Annotated in this window: 12 protein-coding genes, 1 tRNA gene, 2 rRNA genes and 2 pseudogenes; 11 read left to right on the top strand and 6 right to left on the bottom strand. The window is 57.5% G+C overall.

Features of this window, described 5'->3' with window-relative positions:
• Positions 1-272 precede the first annotated feature (272 nt).
• From NT26_RS16020 to NT26_RS16010, 3 genes are all read left to right on the top strand, one after another.
• A 23S ribosomal RNA gene (locus NT26_RS16020) occupies positions 273-3175 on the top strand.
• 291 nt (positions 3176-3466) lie between these two features.
• Positions 3467-3581: ribosomal RNA gene (rrf, locus tag NT26_RS16015) — 5S ribosomal RNA — on the top strand.
• Positions 3582-3805: 224 nt separating this feature from the next.
• A tRNA-Met gene (locus NT26_RS16010) sits at positions 3806-3882 on the top strand.
• A gap of 825 nt (positions 3883-4707) precedes the next feature.
• Here NT26_RS16010 and NT26_RS23175 read toward each other — a convergent pair.
• Positions 4708-4927, bottom strand: a pseudogene (locus tag NT26_RS23175) (winged helix-turn-helix transcriptional regulator); the annotation flags it as partial.
• Between the two features lie 51 nt (positions 4928-4978).
• Between NT26_RS23175 and NT26_RS16000 the strand changes: the two are divergent.
• From NT26_RS16000 to NT26_RS22455, 4 genes are all read left to right on the top strand, one after another.
• On the top strand, positions 4979-5176 hold the full coding sequence (locus tag NT26_RS16000) for a hypothetical protein (protein ID WP_052640234.1): 198 nt from the start codon (positions 4979-4981) through the stop codon (positions 5174-5176).
• A gap of 226 nt (positions 5177-5402) precedes the next feature.
• Positions 5403-5984, top strand: coding sequence for an FkbM family methyltransferase (locus tag NT26_RS23430; RefSeq protein WP_425287737.1), 582 nt, complete (start codon positions 5403-5405; stop codon positions 5982-5984).
• 580 nt (positions 5985-6564) lie between these two features.
• Positions 6565-7761, top strand: coding sequence for an IS256 family transposase (locus NT26_RS15985; RefSeq protein WP_052637467.1), 1197 nt, complete (start codon positions 6565-6567; stop codon positions 7759-7761).
• A 114-nt stretch (positions 7762-7875) separates the two neighbouring features.
• Positions 7876-8265 (top strand): Ros/MucR family transcriptional regulator, encoded by a 390-nt coding sequence (locus tag NT26_RS22455; RefSeq protein WP_244467631.1) that lies wholly within the window; start codon positions 7876-7878, stop codon positions 8263-8265.
• A gap of 253 nt (positions 8266-8518) precedes the next feature.
• Here NT26_RS22455 and NT26_RS23425 read toward each other — a convergent pair whose 3' ends face one another.
• Both NT26_RS23425 and NT26_RS15975 read right to left on the bottom strand, forming a co-directional pair.
• Positions 8519-8779, bottom strand: a complete 261-nt coding sequence (locus NT26_RS23425; protein ID WP_052640228.1) for a DUF982 domain-containing protein — start codon at positions 8777-8779, stop codon at positions 8519-8521.
• Between the two features lie 177 nt (positions 8780-8956).
• Positions 8957-10483, bottom strand: coding sequence for a hypothetical protein (locus NT26_RS15975; protein WP_244467630.1), 1527 nt, complete (start codon positions 10481-10483; stop codon positions 8957-8959).
• A gap of 317 nt (positions 10484-10800) precedes the next feature.
• On the opposite strand from NT26_RS15975, the gene NT26_RS15970 reads away from it, so the two are divergent.
• Positions 10801-12168, top strand: a complete 1368-nt coding sequence (locus tag NT26_RS15970) for an O-antigen ligase family protein (protein ID WP_162197796.1) — start codon at positions 10801-10803, stop codon at positions 12166-12168.
• Between the two features lie 130 nt (positions 12169-12298).
• Positions 12299-13267, top strand: coding sequence for a hypothetical protein (locus NT26_RS15965; protein WP_152338632.1), 969 nt, complete (start codon positions 12299-12301; stop codon positions 13265-13267).
• Positions 13268-13281: 14 nt separating this feature from the next.
• Here NT26_RS15965 and NT26_RS15960 read toward each other — a convergent pair whose 3' ends face one another.
• Positions 13282-14253 (bottom strand): glycosyltransferase family 2 protein, encoded by a 972-nt coding sequence (locus NT26_RS15960; protein WP_065814550.1) that lies wholly within the window; start codon positions 14251-14253, stop codon positions 13282-13284.
• 75 nt (positions 14254-14328) lie between these two features.
• On the opposite strand from NT26_RS15960, the gene NT26_RS15955 reads away from it, so the two are divergent.
• The gene (locus NT26_RS15955) at positions 14329-14577 is read left to right on the top strand and encodes a hypothetical protein (protein WP_052640222.1); all 249 of its coding nucleotides are present in this window, start codon (positions 14329-14331) and stop codon (positions 14575-14577) included.
• Positions 14578-14737: 160 nt separating this feature from the next.
• A pseudogene (locus tag NT26_RS23340) lies at positions 14738-15853 on the top strand (glycosyltransferase); the annotation flags it as partial.
• Positions 15854-15900: 47 nt separating this feature from the next.
• Here the strand turns inward: NT26_RS23340 and NT26_RS22450 are convergent.
• Positions 15901-16941 carry a glycosyltransferase family 2 protein gene (locus NT26_RS22450; RefSeq protein WP_082077737.1) on the bottom strand — a complete coding sequence of 347 codons (1041 nt, stop codon included), beginning with the start codon at positions 16939-16941 and terminating at the stop codon, positions 15901-15903.
• Positions 16938-17405 (bottom strand): P-loop NTPase family protein, encoded by a 468-nt coding sequence (locus NT26_RS15945; RefSeq protein WP_152338631.1) that lies wholly within the window; start codon positions 17403-17405, stop codon positions 16938-16940. The genes NT26_RS22450 and NT26_RS15945 overlap by 4 nt, the downstream gene beginning before the upstream one ends.
• Positions 17406-17761 lie beyond the last annotated feature (356 nt).

Genomic DNA, 17761 nt, shown 5'->3' with positions numbered 1-17761 from the left:
CTTGTCACTCTGGTTAAGTCGTTGTTGGCGCCCTTGTGGTGCTTCTGACGATTTGATGGATGGCCGTTGCCTGACCGCGCGGTCCCGGATTTAATCTCGAGAAGCTGGTCTTAAGATCGGCCGCAAGCGAGCTGCTCGGCGTAGCTCCAATAAAGCGGACCGATCGAACACGTCGATGGCATTGTTGAGTTGGCTGGGTTGTTAAAGGTAGCCCGGTCTGTTGCTCGTTCTGAGGAACGGTCGACTAGATGATGAGCATTGGCAATGAGAACGATTAAGTGTCGTAAGGGCATTTGGTGGATGCCTTGGCATGCACAGGCGAAGAAGGACGTGATACGCTGCGATAAGCCGTGGGGAGCTGCGAATGAGCTTTGATCCATGGATCTCCGAATGGGGCAACCCACCTTAGATGCTTGGGAAATCTGTTTAGTTGGCTAGATGGCTTGTGTGGGACTTCCCGTACAGGGGCTAGCCCGTCGGCGCTGATGCGCCGCGCCGTCCGCAGCGAAGCGATCGAAGATCGCGGCAGCGTGAGGACAGGGCCAAACAGGTTTCCAAGCATTGTGATAAGGTATCTTATTCTGAATACATAGGGATAAGAAGCGAACGCAGGGAACTGAAACATCTAAGTACCTGCAGGAAAGGACATCAACCGAGACTCCGCAAGTAGTGGCGAGCGAACGCGGACCAGGCCAGTGGCAATCAGGAATAAAGCCGAACAAGTTGGAAAGCTTGGCTATAGTGGGTGACAGCCCCGTAGGCGTAGAACACTGATTGTCCTTGAGTAGGGCGGGACACGTGAAATCCTGTCTGAACATGGGGAGACCACTCTCCAAGCCTAAGTACTCGTGCATGACCGATAGCGAACAAGTACCGTGAGGGAAAGGTGAAAAGCACCCCGACGAGGGGAGTGAAATAGAACCTGAAACCGGATGCCTACAAACAGTCGGAGCCCGCAAGGGTGACGGCGTACCTTTTGTATAATGGGTCAACGACTTAGTGTAACATGCAAGCTTAAGCCGGTAGGTGTAGGCGCAGCGAAAGCGAGTCTGAACAGGGCGATTGAGTATGTTGCATTAGACCCGAAACCGAGTGATCTAGCCATGAGCAGGCTGAAGGTTGGGTAACACCAACTGGAGGGCCGAACCCGCATCTGTTGCAATAGATTGGGATGACTTGTGGCTAGGGGTGAAAGGCCAATCAAACTCGGAAATAGCTGGTTCTCCGCGAAATCTATTTAGGTAGAGCGTCGACCGAATACCCCCGGGGGTAGAGCACTGGATGGGCTATGGGGACTCACCGTCTTACTGATCCTAACCAAACTCCGAATACCGGGGAGTACTAGTCGGCAGACACACGGCGGGTGCTAACGTCCGTCGTGAAGAGGGCAACAACCCTGACCTCCAGCTAAGGTCCCCAAGTCATGGCTAAGTGGGAAAGGATGTGAGGATCCCAAAACAACCAGGATGTTGGCTTAGAAGCAGCCATCATTTAAAGAAAGCGTAACAGCTCACTGGTCTAAATAAGGGTCTTTGCGCCGAAAATGTAACGGGGCTAAAGCCATGCACCGAAGCTGAGGATTTGCAGTTTACTGCAAGTGGTAGCGGAGCGTTCCGTAAGCCTGTGAAGGAGGACCCGTGAGGGCCTCTGGAGGTATCGGAAGTGCGAATGTTGACATGAGTAACGACAAAGAGGGTGAGAGACCCTCTCGCCGAAAGACCAAGGGTTCCTGCTTAAAGTTAATCTGAGCAGGGTTAGCCGGCCCCTAAGACGAGGCAGACATGCGTAGTCGATGGGAACCACGTTAATATTCGTGGGCCTGGTGGTAGTGACGGATCTCGTGTGTTGTTCAACCTTACTGGATTGGTTGTGCAGCGAAGAGGTTCCAGGAAATAGCTCCATCATTATAGACCGTACCCGAAACCGACACAGGTGGTCAGGTAGAGTATACCAAGGCGCTTGAGAGAACTATGTTGAAGGAACTCGGCAAATTGCACGCGTAACTTCGGAAGAAGCGTGACCCCTTTTTGGGCAACCAGGAAGGGGTGGCACAGACCAGGGGGTAGCGACTGTTTATCAAAAACACAGGGCTCTGCGAAGTCGAAAGACGACGTATAGGGTCTGACGCCTGCCCGGTGCTGGAAGGTTAAGAGGAGAGGTGCAAGCTTTGAATCGAAGCCCCAGTAAACGGCGGCCGTAACTATAACGGTCCTAAGGTAGCGAAATTCCTTGTCGGGTAAGTTCCGACCTGCACGAATGGCGTAACGACTTCCCCGCTGTCTCCAACATAGACTCAGTGAAATTGAATTCCCCGTGAAGATGCGGGGTTCCTGCGGTCAGACGGAAAGACCCCGTGCACCTTTACTATAGCTTTACACTGGCATTCGTGTCGGCATGTGTAGGATAGGTGGTAGGCTTTGAAGCGGGGACGCCAGTCTTCGTGGAGCCATCCTTGAAATACCACCCTTATCGTCATGGATGTCTAACCGCGGTCCGTCATCCGGATCCGGGACAGTGTATGGTGGGTAGTTTGACTGGGGCGGTCGCCTCCGAAAGAGTAACGGAGGCGCGCGATGGTGGGCTCAGACCGGTCGGAAATCGGTCGTCGAGTGCAATGGCATAAGCCCGCCTGACTGCGAGACTGACAAGTCGAGCAGAGACGAAAGTCGGTCATAGTGATCCGGTGGTCCCGCGTGGAAGGGCCATCGCTCAACGGATAAAAGGTACGCCGGGGATAACAGGCTGATGACCCCCAAGAGTCCATATCGACGGGGTTGTTTGGCACCTCGATGTCGGCTCATCGCATCCTGGGGCTGGAGCAGGTCCCAAGGGTTTGGCTGTTCGCCAATTAAAGCGGTACGTGAGCTGGGTTCAGAACGTCGTGAGACAGTTCGGTCCCTATCTGCCGTGGGTGTAGGAATATTGACAGGATCTGTCCCTAGTACGAGAGGACCGGGATGGACATATCTCTGGTGGACCTGTTGTCCTGCCAAGGGCATAGCAGGGTAGCTATATATGGAAGGGATAACCGCTGAAGGCATCTAAGCGGGAAACCCACCTGAAAACGAGTATTCCCTATCAGGGCCGTGGAAGACGACCACGTTGATAGGAGGCGTGTGGACGTGCAGCAATGCATGAAGCTTAGCCTTACTAATAGCCCGATCGACTTGATCGTTCTCATTGATCATGCTCATCACGCGTCGCAAGACGCCAAGATGAAGCCATGACGTGTTCAACAAGACCATCGCCAACTGTTGGCGCCCTTGCTCGATAAGAGCGCGGGGCAGCCATACAGGCCAAAGGCCGTCGCCAATCCCCGGGTCAAGCCCGAGGACTTTGGCGACCGTCCGCAGGGCCGCGACCGGCAGGTCACGATCAGCCCGTCAGGACAAAGCAAAGGCGATGAACCAAAATCCAGCTTCTCAACACATGCCAACAGAAATGTTGGTTCATTGCCCTTAATCGACCTGGTGGTCATGGCGGGGCGGCCGCACCCGTTCCCATTCCGAACACGGCCGTGAAACGCCCCAGCGCCAATGGTACTTCGTCTCAAGACGCGGGAGAGTAGGTCGCTGCCAGGTCTATTAAAGGCAATGCCGCAAAACAAAAGCGGACAATACAATCTTCTCAGAAACACGAAAAACAAGCATCCCTTCCGGACCAGAAAAGTCCGTATCCTTGGTGACGCGGGGTGGAGCAGCCCGTTCGGCCTAATATCGATCCACTGGATCGATATCTTGACGGCCTCACCTCATCAGGCTACGCCTGACTTCGCTCCCGGGCCCAAAACCCGGACTCTTGGTGACGCGGGGTGGAGCAGCCCGGTAGCTCGTCAGGCTCATAACCTGAAGGCCGCAGGTTCAAATCCTGCCCCCGCAACCAACGAGACTTGTAACCGCACCCACTCAGCCTCCTTCTCCGCAAGGAGCGCCTGACACCGGTTCAGATACTTCACCTTCTCCTGCACAGTCTTGAACTCACCAGCAGCCCGCTTGCGGACGAACCCGGCCGAATGCTGCTCACGCAGTTCCCGTGATGCTTCCCGCCACGCTTCCTGGGCTGCCAGGATGGCGGCGAGGTGGCCGTGGATCGAAAGGTCTGCCGACTTGCCATCAGCTGAGGGCTCGATGACAACCTTGCTGATGATCCGCCGCATGAAGTCGATCCAGATCTGGCTTCCACGGTCGCCGGTGTAGGAGAGCCTTGTATGCTTTAACGCTCGGATCGGCGCCTGCAGCACGCTGGAGTTGATGACGGGCGGAATGCCGCCAGATGACGTCGCTCCAGGTGGGAGTTGATCCAGTCGCTCTTGCAGGGCAAGGCGTTGCTTCTCCAGTTCATCGAGCTTGGCATCGAGCGCCGGAATCTTTCGATGGCCCGCCATCATCCGCTCGACGATCGTCTCCCCCAATGCCCTTTGCTTGACCTCAAGAGCCTTGATCTCTGCCGCCAGCCTGGTTGGTTCTGCCGAGGCTTCAATCCGCTTCTGTCCGAGCGAAGCGGACATCTCTCGGTTCAACCGGTCAACGTTGTCCGCTCCGAGGAGATTGTCCGGTATCGCCGCAACGACCCGCTTCTCCAGCTCCGGACGGCTAATCGTCTTGCTGTTGGTGCAGACGATCTTGCCCAGGTGCTCGATTGGCAGCTTCTGCTGGCGATTGGTACAGCCATAGCGGTCTTTGGGCTGTGTTTCGGCGTGCACTCCACAGTCCCATCCGACGCTGGCGCAGTCTCAAAATCCCTCGCTCGACAAGATCGCGCAGTCGAGTGGTCAACACGCCCCTGCTTATGCCGAGCCCGGTTTGGAAGTCACCGAACGTCGCTTACCATCGAAAGCATCGCGGATGATCAGGAGTGACCACCAGTCTCCGATCGCGCTGAGGGAGCCTCCGGGAAATGTGGTCCTACCTCGAAAGCATATCTTCATGCGTCCCCGAATTTGCCGAATAGTGACGTGCTAGGTTATCGGGAACGTAAAATGGCAGTTGGCGCCGACGAAAAGCTGTCCATGGTCATCAATGATAAGCTTGCACGCATACGCGACTCTGAGCAGGCGGATGACCAGCTTCGCATTCTCGCTGAAAGCCTCCATCAGCTTTCTTCTCATCGCTCGCCAGAGGAGATTTATGCCCGCCTGAAGCTGGTTCTACGGGCAAAACGGGGGCGCTCCGTCTGAAGGGTTCTTCCGCCTAAGGGAGCGGGAAGTGTAAACTTCTCAGTCTCAATGGAGGACAAGGACACCAACAAGTGGTTGGCCGAGGCAGCATATACGGAAGCTGAAGGCAGTCTAGAGATGCCACACACAAGCTACGCTCTACACAGATTGCTTGAAGAGATGTTCCTACGCCCTGCGCGAAAGAGGCGCCTGATCAAAAAGCAAAACAGCTTTGTTCACCGAACAAATGAGGGCTTTGTTTTCCACCTCGATCCGCGCGAGTATGTCGATCGCGCCATCTTCGTGGAAGATACCTACGAGAGACGGTTTCTACATTTCTTGCGGGGGCGCTTCCCGGAAGGGGCAGTTTGCGTTGGATATCGGCGCGAATATTGGCAATCATTCAATCTACCTCAGCGGCGACTTTTCCATAATTCATTGTTTCGAACCGAACGCGGAGACGTTTCGGCGCCTAACGCGGAATATCGAAGCGAACAATCTCGTTCATGTGACAGCCCATCAGGTGGCTTTGGGGGAGCGTGACGAGGTCTTGGCATTCCGAGAAAACCTCGACGGCAATCTGGGCAACAGTGGTTTCATGGGAGATGAGAAGCCCGTAGAGCGGTGTCGGATCAAGCCGATCCAGGTTCACCCGGGCGATGTTGTGGTTGATGATCTGCGACTGAGCCGACTGGACTTCATCAAGATCGACGTGGAAGGCTTTGAACCTGCGGTTTTGCGCGGCCTCCGATCCACCATATCCCGTTACCGTCCGATCCTTGCCTTTGAGTTTCACGGGCAGCATTCAGAGAACAAGGCCTTCCCTTGAAATCGGGAGCTGCTTGCCCAGCTACCTCTTCTGCGAACTCGTTTTTGCTCCAGCATCCGCTTCTCCGCTGGCGAAACTGAGGGGGCAGTTGAAGCATGGCGAGGAGCCTGTCCTAAGACAAGTCAGGGAACCTGAGCCGCGCAGCTACGAGAACATCTTGGCGTTCCCCGACCATCAGCTGCTGCGGCAGTTCGAGAAGCCGGGTGGCCGAGCAGCCAGGTCCGGGACCGCCCGTATCTGGTAACGTTGGAGCCATGACAGCTTGGCTACAAATCGGTCCTCTGCGGTAGGAAGTACTACTGCTTTGGGTGATCTTTCAGGATGCGAGGCACCCGCCTAGACTTGCCCGACAATAGGTTCCATGGCCACTCCTCCTCGGTCTTTGGGGAGGCCGAGCGAGGGAGACGCTTGCATGGGTGAGGGAGGGATCGTGTCCCGCCGAGTGGTGTAGCTGGGTGATAGCGAAGCCGCTCGCGAGTGCACCCTCCAAGGTGCTGTAGGGAGCGGGCGGCGTAGCGGTGGTCACCAGTGTTTTCCGGTAGGGTCGGGTTGCTTAGAGCCAACCTGAGGGACACCACCGATGACCGACGACATGATGAACCTGCGCTCACTCGTTGAGAAGAGCGCCGACGCCGATTTGCTGCGCGAGATGATCGGCTTCGCTGCCGAGAAGCTGATGGCGCTGGAGGTCGGCACAAAGACGGGCGCGGGTTATGGCGAGAAGAATGGCTTCCGACTTGCCCAGCGCAACGGCTATCGCGACCGGGACTGGGAGACACGGGCGGGCACCGTCGAGCTGCGCATTCCGAAGCTTCGCACAGGCAGCTATTTTCCAAGCTTTCTCGAACCACGCCGCATGGCAGAGAAGGCCCTGACGGCGGTGATCCAAGAGGCCTATATCCAAGGCGTCTCGACCCGATCCGTCGATGACCTCGTTAAGGCCATGGGCATGTCGGGCATCTCCAAGAGCCAGGTATCCCGGCTCTGCGAGGAGATCGACGAGAAGGTGAAGGCCTTCCTCGACAGGCCCATCGAAGGGGAATGGCCCTACCTTTGGATCGATGCGACCTACCTCAAGGTCCGGCGCGGCGGGCGCATCGTCTCCGTCGCCGTCATCATCGCCGTCGGCGTCAACACCGACGGTCGACGCGAGGTGCTCGGTATGGAGATCGGCACATCCGAGGCCGAGGCGATCTGGACAGAGTTCCTGCGTAAGCTGACAAGGCGGGGTCTGCGTGGCGTCAAGCTCGTCGTCTCTGACGCACATGAAGGCATAAAAGCCGCCGTCTCCAAGGTTCTCTCGGCCACCTGGCAGCGCTGCAGGGTTCACTTCATGCGCAATGCGCTCGCCCATGCCGGAAAGAGCGGACGCCGTGTTGTCTCCGCCTTCATCGCCACGGCCTTTGCCCAAGACACGTCAGAGGCTGCAAGTACCCAATGGCGCAACGTCGCCGACCAGATCAGGCCGAAGGTGCCCAAACTCGCCAGTCTCATGGACAGTGCCGAGCAAGACGTGCTCGCCTACATGACCTTTCCCAAGCAGCATTGGGCCAAACTCCACTCGACAAACCCGATTGAGCGATTGAACGGTGAGATCAAGCGACGCACAGAGGTCGTCGGCATCTTCCCAAACGACGACGCCATCATGCGCCTAGTCGGTGCGCTGCTGCTCGAACAGAACGACGAATGGGCCGTCCAGCGGTCCCGCTACATGACACTTGAGACAATCGCCACGATGAGCGATGATCCGCTCATCAGCCTGCCAGCCGCAAGCTGATCCATTCCCGGCTCTGTCCGGAAGCACGGCGACCGCCAAAGCTACACCACGCCGGGGGGCACGATCGAGGGAGGACTATCGTTTGGGTCTCGGAAAGTAGTTGCATCGGACGAGTTGGCAGTTCGCATTGTGGCGGCTTATGTTCGTGCGCACAACGTGCCGAAAGCCCAGTTGCCATCGCTCATAATCACCGTTCGCTGCGCCTTACGAAAGATTGCGTCGTCGCAGGTAACTGGAGCTATCGACGTTCGAAGTTCGGCGGTTCCTGTTGAGAATTCGCTGACTCCGGAGCATCTAGTCTGTCTTGAAGACGGATTGCCCTTCAAGTCGCTGAAACGCCACTTGCGGGAACAGCATCAGATGAGCCCGAACGACTACCGAGCGAAATGGAACCTTGTTTCGGATTATCCAATGGTTGCCCCTTTGTATTCGGAGAAGCGTTCGCAGTTGGCAAAGAAGATGGGGTTGGGGGGCACCCCTAAGTCCGGCGACAGAAGGACATAACATCCTGTGACCTTGGACAGTTCACAGGCTTTGACCGCTCCGTATTTAACACCCGATTTTGACAGTCCATCGAACATGAGATGTGAGTACGGACTTGCGGACAGGTTGGCACGTTACGAGTTTCCATAGATCAAGATCGTACAGGCTGATTTTGGATGTTCGCCTGACCAGACCAATCCAAGTGCGGGAGCCCAAGACCCGGTCGGTTTTACAGCGGTGACCGTCGGTGCAGGTTGTCTCCAGTCGCCCGGACTCAGTCAAGAAAGCCTTCTGCACTGATTGCGGCGAGGAAAGCATCGCGCACCTCCTCACGCGTAGCACGTCGACGCAGAAACTCGGACGCAAGGTGACGGGCCCTGAGATATTCATCGCTCCGACGCCCGGGCCAGCGGTTGGTGAGGAGTGAGAGGGCTTCGGCGGGATTTTTGATTGCAAGTCTACGGTGAGCGCCCAGCTTGACGAGGACGGGCGCCGACCATTCACTCCATGCTGGATCCGGATCCGGTTGCTCCATACGCGTACGCGGTGCTCTGGAATTTCTCGGCATCCTCGCTCTCCGATTCGCGATAAGGAATGCGCTTTATGTTACCATGCTAGCACAACCTGGTTAGGTTAATGAATTTTGGACCGGCACCGTGAGCCGGTCCGCTAGGCGTATCGGGCAGCGACCGCAGTAGTTCGTCCATCGCGTTCAAGCCGGCAGGAGGCTCTGAACCGCACCCCACTTGGGGTTCCAATCGCCTTCAAATTCGAGAAGCCCCCAACTTCCCCATTTGCTGGGTTCAGCCATGGATGCGAAAAAGGCGAAGAGATCTCCACCGGCTTCGTGCCAGATCTTGAGGTGACGTACATAAAGGTCGTTCATGCGGCGATCGCGGTTGGCTGCTATGAACAGATCGGTAAGTTGATCGTCATTTTCCGTTCCTCCATATCCGACCAGATGCTGGCCGCCCTCATAGGCTGCCAAGCGTAATCCATAGCGGCGTGCCATGGCTCGTTGGCTCAGGATGTGCGTGCGATTCTTGTTATCCACCTCCTCATTGAGGGCTTCAAACAGCCTATCCAGCGACCAAGTCTGAACATCTTCGGCGTGATCGGGAGCTCCGAAAGAGCCGCCGAAATAGGGTGCGATTGCTAGAATATCGGCATGATCAGCCACTCCTGGCACCGAAAGGATGGTCTCGCTGGTCCAGGGATTTTCGAACTGAGCCGCATACACCCCGAGGATGCGAGAAGCTTGCGCAGCAAAGACGCGCTCCCAGATTTTGATGATTTCCGTTGTGCGGGTCGCATAGAAGCGCAACTGGGCTTCGAAAGGGTTGGACGAGAGTCCCTCAGTCAAGCCTCGCTCCTGCGCATAGGCAGCCTGGGAAAAGATTGAATTCCACACCTCGTTTGAGTACTCTAGGTAGACAGGAAGAGCAGGGTCCAGATGCTCCAGAGTCTGCGTCGCAAACCGCTCAATATAGTCGTCATCGGCCATATGTGGAACGTTGAACCACGGAGGCACGCCTGAGCGGTTCGCCAGCTCGATCATCGTCTCCAGCGCGACTCCCTGGTGAGATCGGCCAAAGCTACCCTGGCGGACACGCTCCGACCAGGCTTTAACCGGTGAGTCGTTCGTCGCCATCCAGTCCATGAATCTCAAAACGGAAAAGCCTTTCAAGCGGCTCAGGAAGTCTCCCCGGAAGGTGTCCGCAGTGGCGGCTTCGCTTTCGACAAGTCGGATATTGCGGATTGGATCATCGGCGGCCGTATGGATGAGCCTGATGGTGAAGGCGTCATTTTTGCGCAGGTTGCGGACGTGGTCGACGCCGGGTCGGCGCTCTACGAGCTCGGCGCCTCCGATATAGGCAATATGGCCACGGCCGTCGTAGTGCAGCGACAGGGTCGGCGAGAGGTGCTTCCGATGCGAACTGTAGATCAGGAAGCTATCGACAAAGGATCCGTCCGGTATTCTGGTCGGATAGCCGTCCTCGGTCAGGGGGGGAAGGGGCTCATCCCAGGTGAATGGAGCACCTTGCACCTGAACACGCCATGGAGCTGCATTATGTGCGAGGTTGGTGAAGGGGGTCTCGCTGGCCCAGTAGCTTGTTCCGCTCAAATTCAACCCCAAGGGGACGCTGCCTGATGCCTGTCGGCGCGCTGTCATTGCCAGCGCAGAGCGTTCCAACACCCCGGCGGCAATCAGGCCCAACGCATCTCGACGAGTAAGCAAGGTGCTCTCCCTTCAGTGCTCATTCAGGCTGCGATTTACGTGTTGGGCAAGAATACCAAAGGGAGGGGAAGCTACTCCTATTGGACATGGTGCGGAGTTGTCGCCCGCGCGTGTAGCTTCGGGATCTGGCATTGGCGGTCACAGGGGACGATATGCCGGAGTACATCAAGGCACTCATCTACGTCATTGCCGTTGCGGTGCCAGCATTATTGCTGGCGAACCGGCTGGCGTCACCTCTGATAGCTTCCCGGGAGCTTTGGCTCTGGCAGGGCAGTTGGCTTGCTGCCACAGTTTTCGCCTTCCTCTCACGTGACTTCATGGTCTTCATCGTGCTGATGTCGCTGTTGAGCGTTTTTATTCATCTCCGTTCCAAGGAACCTGCGGCCCTCTACATCGTCTTGCTTTTCTCCGCCCCGTGCCTTGCTGTCGGAATAGGAATTCCCGGGGTCTTCAATCGAGTGCTGGATCTCAACCTGCCGAGGCTTCTCAGCCTGAGTCTTCTTTTACCAGTCGCCATAGGGTTATGGTCGGAACCGAGCAATCGCAGTCTGCGGGGCGTGGACTTGCCCGCGATCGGATTTTGGGCCTTGCTCACGGCGCTCGCTGCGCGACAGGATGATATCGCATCTGTACTGCGCCTCCTGCCGGGCTACTTTCTTGATATCCTGCTTCCCTATTTCGTTTTCAGCCGGATCGTGCGCACGAGGCAGCACCTGGATCGGGTCCTTACCGCAATCGTCGTTGCTGCCCTCCCTTTGGCTGCGATCGGCATGTTCGAGTTCTGGCGCTCCTGGCGAGTGTATTATGTGGTGGTCCTCGAGTGGGACATTGACCTGATCACGCCCTACCTGTTCAGGGACGGCTTACTGCGCGCGGCCGTCACGGCGATCGAGCCGATCGCCTTTGGCTTCCTGTGCATGGTGGCGGCCGCATCAGCCATCTCCATTACGGATCGAAGAATTTCATCCCGCTGGCGCAGCCTGACAGTATTGCTTCTTCTGGGCGGTCTGGGAGCCAGTATATCTCGCGGTCCCTGGCTTGGGTTCGCGTTGTTCGTACTCGTGGTACTTCTTAGCGACAGCCGCGCACGGCGTACCGGCATGCTTGCCATAACCGGCCTCCTCTTGGCGATTTACCTGCTGCCGATGCAGGTCTTCGAGCGGCTCTTCAACCTATTGCCCTTTGTCGGGTCTGCGGATCGGGGAAGTGAAACGTATCGCGAGAGGCTGTTTGAACAGTCCCTGCTTGTCATTCAACGCCAACCACTGCTCGGGTCCAAGGACTTCATTGCTGCCCCCGAGCTGCAAGTTCTCGTGCAAGGGCAAGGAATTATCGACATCGTCAACAGCTACCTACAGGTGGTGCTGGAGTTTGGGCTGTTCGGACTCGCGCTTTTCGTCTCCGTGTTCGCAGTTCTTGGCGGTCAACTGGCCGTTCGTTGGCTTCGGCGCAAGGATGAAGCAGCCTATTACCAGGGGCTCCTGGGCCTAATCGTTGCGATCGTGTTCACGATCGCTACGACCAGCAGTGTATCCTTTATCGCCCAGATCTACTGGGTCAGTGCCGGAATGATTGCGGGCCTGCTGCGTCGCCCGGAGGTCCTCAACCCGGCGCCCGATGCCGAGCGTGTCGGCCGCGACGCACCCGCGCTTCAAGGGATACGGGTTCTTGGTCGTGGGATATGACACGCGACATAGAAGTGGAGGTCTGTTCATGCGAGGCGATGCCCATAAACACCCGCGCTACGCTTCTAAGGCAATAGTGCTGGTCTGTATTCTCGTCTGTGGCAGTGGAGCCCTTGCGGGAGAAGAAGACGTGAGTGCGAAAGTGATGTTCAGCGGCCATAGTCTGCTGGACAATCCGCTTCCGGACTGGGTGGAACGAATCGTCCGCAGCAAGGACGGTTCCCTTAAGTGGGAGGAGCAGATCGTCATCGGCTCTCCCGTGCGTGTTCGCACCTGGGGGGACGGCGGCTGGTCGGGATATCGCAAAGGCAAGAACAGAGGAGGTGACGATCGCGACATCGCGAAGGAACTGCGTCAGCCACAGGATGGCGAGCCCTACGATGCCCTGGTCCTGGCGGAAAGCCACTCGGTGTTAGGTGCCATCATCTGGGAGGACGCGGTCGGATACCTCCGTCATTTCCACGACCGGTTCACCGAGGGAAATCCCGCGGGGCGGACCTTCTACTACCATGCCTGGCTCGATATCGATAAGACAGCACCCACAGCTTGGCTCGAGCATGAGAAGAATTCCGAGACCGTCTGGCAATGCATTGTCGATCGGGTCAACCTGTCACTGAGCGACGAGGAACGGCCGGCAACCCTCCAGGTAATGCCTGCGGGGGAGGCGCTTACGGAGCTTGTTCGCCGGATCCTGTCCGGTGATATACCGGAGCTTCCCGGCTCCCCGAGACAGCAGCTTGATCGAGTGTTTTCCGACGATGTCCACATGACCGAGCTTGGCGCTTACTATCTGGCAGCCCTCCACTATGCCGTTCTTTTTGGGGAAACTCCCGAGGGAGCCGCAGCGCCGTCACATGTTTCGCCAAAGCTCGCATTGGCGCTGCAAAGGCTGGCCTGGTTCGTTGCTCGACGGCATCGGGACGAAAGTCGCTCCCATAAGGCAGACATGTCCATGTGTCGAACAGAAATCGCCGAGAAAGCGTGCGCGAGCTATTGGACCTTGAAGGGCGAGCCAGCGGAAATCGGCAACTGTCGTTCCTTCTTCTCAAGTAGCCTGAAGGAGCAGGGTGGCAACCCCTTCATATGGCCCGTCGAGTGACAGCTCTGCGTCACTCATTTGTATTCGATGAGGATGGGCTTCCCCCCCGCCATTCGGCGACTAAGGAAGTTTAACGCGCCTTGAGCTTCCGCAAATTTTCCGAGCAGACTGTACAGCGCTCGCGCCCAGCTTTTCTGGCGCCGCTTGAGCCGAATGAGCTGTAGCGGGTAGACGAATCCAATCGCTGCAATCCCAGGATGGATGAAGATCGTCGCCGTGGCTGTTGCGGGAAGCAGCATCGACCAAAAGAAGGCCCTGATGAGATTGCGTCCCCAGATCGTATGCTGGCTGGTTCGGTGGATCAGGTACACCTGCATGTAAGCATGACCGGCACGGGCAGTTCGCCGCCACCACTGGCGGAGTGTCAGCAGGTTGGCGTCATGCAGCGACATCTCTTCGCTCAGTCTCCAAATGCGAAGGCCGAGTGCTCGCAACCTGACGCACATTTCCGGTTCCTCTCCGGCAATAAGGTGTTCGCGATAGCCGCCCGCCATCCTAAGGGCATCCACCCTTGCCAGAATGTCTCCGCCACATTCGCAAACCTCTCCCGCCGCGCCATCCCATTCATCATCGCAGAGCGCGTTGAAGGTAGATCGCTCAGGATAGAGTTCCCTGCGACGACCGAAGACGATGGCAATTTGCTGATTGCGTTCGAGGAAGCCGGTACCGGTTAGAATCCAGTTCGTCTGCAGGAGGCAGTCGCCGTCCAGAAACTGGACGAAGCTAAGTCCGCGATAACTCTCAAGAAGATAAGCGAGCCCAGCGTTTCGAGCACGGGCAGCGGTGAAAGGTGGCCAAGGATCGAGGCTTACGACGGCGAAGCCCTGGGCACGTGCAATTGCTGTACTGTCATCGCTGGAGCCAGAATCGACGTAGACAGCCCTGCTACGAAACTGCTGGACAGACCGCAGGCACTGAAGCAGGCGGGGGCCTTCGTTGCGGCCGATTACCACTACTCCGACGTTATCCCGTCCGCCCATGGCCATCACCTGACTTATTACCTGCCGACATTTCCTTGCTGCGAACGCCTGTGACGAAGCCTTGCCACATTAGAGTATAAAATGACGGCGAATCGGGCGGACGATCACATGATTCTGGCGTGTCTAATTGGCCTCGGCACCGGCTTGCTGTTCAAACCCTTGACGCTCGTTCCGATCGTTGTCGGCTATTGCGCGATCTCCTTGACGCTACCTCTTCTTGACGCGAACCTGGGTGCACCGTTGCTCGGAACGCTGCTGATCAAACTGGTCCTGCTCAATCTCGGCTACTTGGCCGGTGCCTTCCTTGGTCGCATTCTTCCAAGAGGATAGCCGTTCTGGCCAATCTCGACCAAGTGTGGGCCGGGGGAAAGCTAGCCAATGGTGGTAGCGGGAATTGCCGGCCTCCCCTAACTGGTAGCTGCCCGATACCTCGACATCTCGTCATGATAATCATTGTGCGTCCGGCATAGAATGGGTGGGGTGGCCCGACATGCAGATCGGCTATTTCACAAACCAATATCCCACGGTGAGCCACACGTTCATCCGCCGCGAGATCCAAGCGTTGGAGCAACGTGGCCATGTCGTCCAGCGTCTTGCGGTACGCCCCTCAAGAACCACGGTCATCGATCCGGATGACATCGCTGAGGCAAATCTCACTCACTATATCCTTGATCTGCGTGCCCTTGTTCTCCTTGGCTGCGTCGCAAGGATATTCTTCCGGGCGCCTCTCCGCTCGATGCGGGCATTGATGCTCATGGTCAATCTGGCCACTCGCAACGGGAACAGCTACGCGCGCCACATGGCGTATCTGTTGGAAGGGATGGTCCTCGCCTCCTGGTGTCGTCGCTACGCGCTGGAACACCTGCATGTCCACTTCGGCACGAATCCAGCGGCCGTGGCGCTCGTAGCCCATGCCATCACAGAAGTCCCCTTCAGTATGACCGTCCATGGCCCCGAGGAATTCGATCGTCCCGAGGCATTGAGCCTGTCGGACAAGATTGCTGCGGCGGCATTTGTTGTCGCCGTTTCTTCCTATGGCCGGAGCCAGCTGCTGCGTTGGGTGCCGATGGACTGCTGGAAGAAGATCCATGTCGTGCGTTGCGGGGTAGGTGATGACTATCTCAATGCCGCTTCGACCGTTCAAGGAGAAAATCGGCGTCTGGTCACTGTTGGGCGGCTATCGGAGCAGAAGGGGCATTTCATCCTGCTCGATGCCGCAGCAAAATTGCGCGCCCAAGGGATTCCGTTTCACTTTACCATCGTAGGGGAGGGACCCCTTCGTCGCGATATAGAGCGGCGGATCAACCAGCTTGGTCTCGATGACTGCATCGAGCTTTTGGGAGCAGCAACTCAGGATCAGGTGAAGGAGCAACTGCTAAGGGCACGCGCGCTGGTGCTGCCGAGCCTGGCGGAAGGCCTGCCGGTGGTTCTAATGGAGAGTATGGCTCTGGGACGGCCTGTTCTGGCGACCTTCATTGCCGGCATACCGGAACTGGTGACGCCGGATGTCGGTTGGCTCGTCCCTGCGGGAGATGTGAAGTCCCTGGCTCGGGCGCTGCGCCATATCCTGACCTTGGATCCGCATGCTCTGATGGTGTGCGGCGAGGCAGCACGTCATCGCATTCGAGAGCGTCACGATGTGCGCGAAGCGGCTCACTTGCTGGAGCGTTTGATCACCGCCCACCGGGCCCAGCCTGCGTCGATCGAGAGGGGCAAGGATGCCCGGGACCTGGCAGGTCGAAAATGGAACGTCACGCTGTGGCGCACAAAGTCCTTGAAAAGGTGAGGCGGGTCAACTGTTTGGCCTCTTCGAGTCAGAACAAGGCGAAGATGCCACAGGGTCTGTCCTGCGGCCCATGCAAGATCGGAAAGTGCCATGTAGCCGCGACCGTAATGCTTCACGAAGAAGCGCTGGCGCGATCGGAACCAATAGGGAGGACGGCGGCTCGGAAGCATCTTCCTGGTGACGCCGGTGGATTGGCCGACCAGATGCACGATATGGCTATCGGGAACATGCCAACATTCCCAGCCATTCCGCGCAGCGCGAAGGCATAGGTCGACCTCTTCGAAGTAGAGAAAATAATCAGGATCAAAGCCGCCGGTGTCCTCCAACAACTCCATTTTCGCAAGCAGAGCGGCGCCGGACACCCAATCCACCCTAGCCGGCAAGTCCGGTAGCTTGGGAGCAATCCTCCACATGGACAATAACCGGGAGAGCAGACCAATCCTGGCTTCACTTTCCAACTCCCCCAAGACTGTCGGGAAGCGGAATGCGCAGGCCTGGGGAGTTCCATCTGGATCCTCCAGATGAGCTCCAACAATCCCCGCTCTAGGATGGATGTTCAGAAAGTCGAGGAGCGCTTGCAGCGCGCCCGGCCGCACGAGCGTGTCCGGGTTGAGGAACAGTACGTAGCGTGGTCGTCCGAAGCGCCCGATGGCCGCTTCGAGTGCGCAATTGTTCGATGCCGAAAAGCCACGGTTGTCTTGAAGAGGCAACATTAGCACCGCTTCTGCCCAGCTGTTTTGGGAGATCGCTTTCTCGAGCGTGGGCACCGAGTCATCTCCCGAAGCCGCGTCAGCGACCACGACATAGGTTTCAGACGGCAGCGTGCCCGCAAACAATGATGTCAAGCAATCAACCGCAAGTGCGCCGGTCCGATAGTTGACGATAACGATGATCAGTCGTGCGCTCATAGCCCATGCCTGCGCGCCCTGTTAAGTACAACCTGAAGCCTCTGATCCGAAGGGAAAAATGTACGGCATATATCGAAATCGCTGCGCGTGGTGAAGTTGCTCGCGAGTACCAGCACCGTCGAATCGGCGCGGCTGACCAACTGCACCGCCTTGTCGCTACGCAGGAGTGGCGGCAGGTCGAGAATAATGATGTTTGGCGAGATTGCCTGTTTCAGGAGCTCGATGCTGTCAGCCAGTTCCGCATGCCCGGTAATCCCGATTTCACCGGGGCGCGGCCTCACGAGGTTGAAACGGACACCTGCAGCGTCGACGATGAGATGTTCGCCGCGATCGGAGCCGCCTTTGGCGGGGGGACTCAGATTGAGGAGGTTCGTCGTGGAGGATGTCTTATCACCGGTGTCGATCAGCGCGATGACGCCGGCGGCCAGACGGGCAAAACTAAACGCCAAGTTCAACGCTGTCACCGAGGACCCCGTCTTCGGCGTTGGTGCCGTAACCGCAAGGACGTGCGCGGCGGGCCCGAGTTGGTGGTTTACAATCTGATTGCGCAATACGTCGTAGGCGCGTGTGACACGGTGATCCGGGCAGAAGGCAATGACCCGGCGTTGCTGCAGATAGGTCGCTGACAGCGGATGGACATGGGTAGGCGACAGAGGAAAACAGAGTGCGTGTTCGCTTACATCTGCGCAAGATGCTGATTGTGTTGCGTCAGTCAGCTGAGGCCCCCCAAGACGATCTGCGATACGACCGCGTGGACGGATACTATTGTGCAGCTTCATCTTGCTTACCCCCGTTGACATTACCTGCGGCCACCGGGCCG

The organism is Pseudorhizobium banfieldiae, assembly GCF_000967425.1.
In the GTDB taxonomy this organism is placed as follows: Bacteria; Pseudomonadota; Alphaproteobacteria; order Rhizobiales; family Rhizobiaceae; genus Neorhizobium; species Neorhizobium banfieldiae.
This window is presented reverse-complemented; position numbering and strand designations above follow the sequence as displayed.